Raw genomic sequence first — 5,301 nt, 5'->3', positions numbered from 1 at the left:
CCGCGACGACGATCTTCGCGGATGTGGTGGCGCGGGTGGGTGCGGCCGCGTTAGAGCTTGCGAAGTCCACTGAGGACCCTTTCGAGCAGCGTGACGTCGGGCTGGGTTCCGGATTCGCCGCCGGAAGCGGGCTGGTGGATCGCGACGAGACCGGCCTCGGCCAGGTCGGCGACGAGGATGCGCGCCACTCCCAGCGGGAAGGAGAGCAGGGCCGACACCTCCGCGACGGACTTGACCTCCGTGCACAGCGTGCAGATCCGCTGGTGCTCGGGGAGCAGGGTGGCCAGGCGCTGGGGATCGACGTCGGCGGAGACCAGGGCCTCCAGCGCGAGTTCGTATCGCGGGCGGGTGCGGCCGCCGGTCATCGCGAACGGTCTGATCAGCGGGCCGGAGTCCGGTTCGTCGTCCAACTCCTCGACGTGCCCGGGCTCCTGCTCCGGCCGGAAGCCGGGGGGCGGGGCCTGCGCCGGGGTCGGGTACCCGGGGGCCGGCGCGCCGTAGGAGGGCTGCTGCCGGGCGTACGGGTCGTACGAGCGGTACTGGTCCTCGTGCCGGGCGTACGGCGTCTGCGGCTGTCCGTACTGCTGCCGGTCGTATGGCTGACCGTGGCCGACGCCGGGTGTTCCGAAGGCGTCATGGCCTGTGCCGGGGTACGGAACGCCGTACTGGCCGCTACGGTCGTCGGGCGGTGTCACGGTTCCTCTCCTCACAGGGTGCGGCGGTGCGGTGCTGACCCCGGGTGTGGTCCGGGGCCCGTGGTGCGGGCCGTACTACGTCCGAACCCGAGCCCGCCGAAGCGGGCCCGGGAGGGGACGCGGAGGTGCTTCGAATACCTGGACGGTATCCGACGAACCGTCAGTGCAGGAGACTGCCCTGGAGTTCTGCGCGGAGTGCGGGGGTGAGGACGGCTCCTGCGCGGTCGACGAGCAGGGCCATTTCGTAGCCGACGAGGCCGATGTCGGAGTCGGGGGCGGCGAGGACGGCGAGGGCGGAGCCGTCGCTGACGGCCATGAGGAAGAGGAACCCCCGTTCCATCTCGACGACGGTCTGGTTGACCTCGCCCCCCTCGAAGATCCGGCTGGCGCCGGAGGTGAGGGAGGTGAGGCCGGAGGCGACGGCGGCGAGCTGGTCGGCGCGGTCCCGGGGGAAGCCCTCGGACATGCACAGCAGGAGGCCGTCCGCGGAGACCACCACGGTGTGGGACACCCCGGGGGTGTTGTCCACGAAATTGGTGATCAGCCAGTTCAGGTTCTGTGCGGCCTGGCTCATCTGAGTCAACTCAACGCTCCTGGTGGTTCGAGCCGCCGAAGAGATCGGTGCTGCGGTTCTGTCCGTTGCCGGACTGGTCTACCTGATCGGGGTCGATCCGGAAGCTTCCGGTGTTGCCGGCGGTGCGGCCCTGCTCCACGCCGCGGCGCAGGTTGGTGAGCCGGCCGCGCACCTCCTCCGGGTTGCGGGAGACCTGGGGGCCCTCCGCCGGAGTCGACTGGGCGCCGCCCGGGACGAGGTTCTGCTTGGGCGTGCGCCGCGGCAGACCGGAGTCGGTGGTGCCGCTGGAGGCGGGCTCGCGCAGCTGCTCGGCCCGCTGCCAGTCGCCGTCGTTGGGCGACTGCCAGGGGGAGGCGGTCGGGCCGGTCGGGCCGTAGCCGCCGAGGGCGGACACGTCGTGCCCGTCTCGCTGCTGGGGGGAGGCGGTGGTGTCCTTGGCGCCGGCGAACCAGTTGGGGGTCTCGCCGGTGGACGGGGAGCCGGCCGGCGCGGTGCCGGGGCCTCCGCCCGCCAGCTGCTGGCCGGGGCGGCGCTGCGGCAGCCCGGACGGCAGGGTGGCGGCGGGCTCGGCGGCCGGAGCGGCGGGCAGGGCGGGCGGCTCGGGGGCGTACGGGTGGCCGGCCGGGGACTCCTCGGCCTGCCGGCCGTACTGGTCCTGGTAGCCGTCCTGCTGGTACTGCCCGTACTGCTCGTCGGCGTACCCGTCCTGCTGCTGGTACTGGCCGTACTGCTCGTCGGCGTAGCCGTCGTGCGCGTACTCCTGCTGGCCGTACTGGCCGTACTGGTCCTGGTAGCCGTCCTGCTGGTCCTGCTGGTACTGGCCGTACTGCTCGTCGGCGTACCCGTCCTGCTGCTGGTACTGGCCGTACTGCTCGTCCGCGTAGCCGCCCTGCTGGTAGGCCTGCGGCGCGAAGCCGTCGTAGCCCTGCGGGCGGTCCTCCTCGACCTCGGCGTCGACCACGGGCTCGTGCGGCGCGCTCTCCAGGGCCGCGCGGCGGACCTGGTCGAGGCGCTGGGAGCGCTGGACGGACTCGAGGGCGGGGCTGAACCCGCTGGAGCCGGCGTTGCCGCTGCCGGTCAGGTGGTCGTCGAAGCCCAGCTCGGCGGCGCTGGGGCCGCGGCCGTCCTGGCTCCACTCGGCGGTCGGCTCCTGCTCGGCGAAGATCCGGGAGACGGTGAACTGCTCCTCCGGCTCCGGGGCGGCGCCGGACTGCGTGACGAACGGCGGGAGCATGACCAGCGAGGTGGTGCCGGCCGACTCGCCCGAGGGGCGGAGCTGCACGCGCACGTCGTGCCGCTGCGACAGACGGCCGACCACGAACAGGCCCATGCGGCGGGAGATGGTGGCGTCCACGGTGGGCGGCTCGGCGAGCTTCTCGTTGATCTCGGCGAAGTCGTCGGCGGTGAGGCCGATGCCCTTGTCGTGGATCTCGACGAGCACCCGGCCGTCCGGCAGGCGGGTCGCGTTGACCAGCACCCGGGTCTGCGGGCTGGAGAACGAGGTGGCGTTCTCCAGCAGCTCGGCGAGCAGGTGGACGAGGTCGGTCACGGCGGCGCCGACGACCTCGACCTCCGGGATGCCGGAGAGCTCGACGCGCTCGTACTGCTCCACCTCGGAGGAGGCGGCGCGCAGGACGTCGACCAGCGGCACCGGGGTGTTCCAGCGGCGGCCGGCCTCCTCGCCCGCGAGGACGAGGAGGTTCTCGCCGTTGCGGCGCATACGGGTCGCGAGGTGGTCCAGCTTGAAGAGGTTCTCCAGCTGGTCCGGGTCGGCCTCGTTGTTCTCCAGGTCCGTGATCAGCGCCAGCTGGCGCTGGATCAGGCTCTGGCTGCGGCGCGACAGGTTGGTGAAGATCGCGTTGACGTTGCCTCGCAGCAGCGCCTGCTCGGCGGCGAGCTCGACGGCCTGGCGGTGGACCTGGTCGAAGGCCCGGGCGACTTCGCCGATCTCGTCCTTGCCGTACAGCGGGATCGGGGTGACGGAGGTGTCCACCCGCTCCGGGTCGGTCTTGGAGAGCTTCTCGACGAGGTCCGGCAGGCGGTGGTCGGCGATCTCCAGGGCGGCGCTGCGCAGGGTGCGCATGCCGAGGACCATGGAGCGGGCGACGTAGCCGGTCAGCACACCGGCGAGGACGAGCGCGACGAGGACGATGCCGGAGTTGAGGATGGCGTCGTAGAGCGCGTTGTCCTTGAGGTCGCGCGACTCGACGAGCACGTCGTTGAGCAGCGCGACTTCGGTGTTGCGCAGGGCCTGGATGTGGGTGTTGGCGGCCTGGTTCCAGTTGTCCGGCGTCAGACCGGAGTTCTTGGCCTCGGCGTACGCCGCGTCGGCGGCGCCCTTGCCCTTGCTCTGGCCCTCGGCGGCGGCCTGGCTGTAGGCGGCGCCGAGCGCGAGCAGGCCCTGCATGGTCGGCGCGGCGCCGTTGGGCATCTTGTACGCCGAACGCTCCTGCGCGGTGGCCAGGGCGACCTGCGCGTCGGCGTACTTGCGGGCGTCCTCGGGAGCGCTGCCGGTGTTGAACTCGGCGAGCGAGACGTCCTCCAGCTTCTGGGCGACCAGGATCTGCTGGATCACGTCGGTGTTCTCGTACCGCGTGGTGGCGTTCTGCGAGATGCCGACCAGCAGGTGGAGCATCAGCGCGCGCTGGGTGGAGGCGGAGGCCTTGGCGAGGGACATCGCGTAGATCGCGCGGCCCTTGCTGGTGGCGTTGGTGGAGCCGAGGCCGACGGAGTTGTCGTAGGCCAGCAGCGGGGCGAACATCACCGAGTACGCGTTGGCGGTGGCGCTGGCGAACAGCTCCTGGCCGTAGGCGTTGGCGCGCAGGTGCGGCAGGTTGAGCACGAGGGCTTCGAACGCGTCGTGGCGGCGGGGAAGCTCACCGGACTTGTCGGAGGCCGCGTAGGCCGCCTCGTACGCCTTCAGGGCGGCGTCGGTGTCACCGCGGCGCTTGGCGACCTCGCCGTTCGGGTCCTGCTTGGTCAGCAGCGGTATCAGGGTCTTGTCGCGCTCGTTCTCCAGCGCCTCGGCCAGTTCGGTGGCCGACTTGGCGAGTTCGGCGGTCTTCTCGGCCCGGGAGGCCTTGATGAAGCCGTCGATGGAGGTGTTGACGCGCAGACCGCCGAAGACGATCGAGATGATCACGGGGATCAGGAGGATCGCGATCAGACGGGTCGGCACGCGCCAGTTGCGAGGGCGGAGGAAGTCGTACCGGGTCGACCCGCTGTCGGTCGGGTCGACCGCCGTGGGCTCCTTCGGCTTGACCACCTGCTTCGGCGCGGGCGTGTTCGGGCCGCGCTCCTCGGCGGGAGCGAACGCGGAGAATCCGGCCGGGGCCGCGGCGTCACCGTTCGGCTCGCTCTGGCGGGGCTCGGAGCGCCGCTGCGGGGCGGGTTGCTGCTTACGCCTCACTCGACAACTACCTCTCGGCCGACTGCCGGCCATGGATCAATCCAGCGCTACCCCCGGTCCCCGGGGCGTCGCCTGGTGGGCCGACACGGGAAACGGCAGGGGTAGCTGGAATTTCAGCACGTGCGGGGATAGGGGACAAACAGACCCTGGTCGGGGCGTTCGCCGGAACAATACGGACATTCATCGACATGACGGAGCAAAACCGTGGTCATCCGGCGCTGAACGACGCTGATCGGGCACGCTCAGTCATAGTTGATCACCAAATGCCTACCGAACTGTTATCCGCCGCTTATACACGGGACTTGCGCCGGGCCCGTGGAGGACACCTGACGGCAACACGACGGCCCCGGCACCCCGCTGACCAGCGGGACACCGGGGCCGCGGCTACTCGCGCGCTCGACTCCGGGGCGCTCCCGGCCCGGAGTCGACGGCCGGCGGGCAGTGTGCCACCTGCCTCGTCGGCGGCTCGGCCCTTCTCCCCTTCGACACCGGCGCGCCCCATCGGCCCGGCGCGGGTGCGTCGGTCATCGGAGTCGGGCGAGGAGGGCGTGTTCGACGAGGGTGATGAGGGCGCTTTTGGCGCTGTCGCGGCGGCGGGCGTCGAGGGTGATGATGGGGGTGTC

The 5,301-nt window shown here is 71.4% G+C and carries 3 protein-coding genes and 1 pseudogene; all 4 read right to left on the bottom strand.

Annotated features, from left to right (window positions below; translation table 11 throughout):
- Positions 1-50: 50 nt before the first annotated feature.
- Complete coding sequence (locus ACIRRS_RS38285; RefSeq protein ID WP_402981703.1) at positions 51-695, bottom strand: DUF742 domain-containing protein; 645 nt, start codon at positions 693-695, stop codon at positions 51-53.
- A 160-nt stretch (positions 696-855) separates the two neighbouring features.
- Positions 856-1,269, bottom strand: a complete 414-nt coding sequence (locus ACIRRS_RS38280) for a roadblock/LC7 domain-containing protein (protein ID WP_030248297.1) — start codon at positions 1,267-1,269, stop codon at positions 856-858.
- Positions 1,270-1,279: 10 nt separating this feature from the next.
- Positions 1,280-4,678, bottom strand: coding sequence for a nitrate- and nitrite sensing domain-containing protein (locus ACIRRS_RS38275; RefSeq protein WP_402981700.1), 3,399 nt, complete (start codon positions 4,676-4,678; stop codon positions 1,280-1,282).
- Positions 4,679-5,202: 524 nt separating this feature from the next.
- A pseudogene (locus ACIRRS_RS38270) lies at positions 5,203-5,301 on the bottom strand (ATP-binding protein); the annotation flags it as partial.

It is taken from the genome of Kitasatospora sp. NPDC101183 (assembly GCF_044767945.1).
In the GTDB taxonomy this organism is placed as follows: domain Bacteria; phylum Actinomycetota; class Actinomycetes; order Streptomycetales; family Streptomycetaceae; genus Kitasatospora.
This window is presented reverse-complemented; position numbering and strand designations above follow the sequence as displayed.

What these genes read in the sequence shown, in the direction of transcription:
- ACIRRS_RS38280 (WP_030248297.1), bottom strand. Translation starts at nt 1,269, where the DNA reads ATGAGCCAGGCCGCACAGAACCTGAACTGGCTGATCACCAATTTCGTG.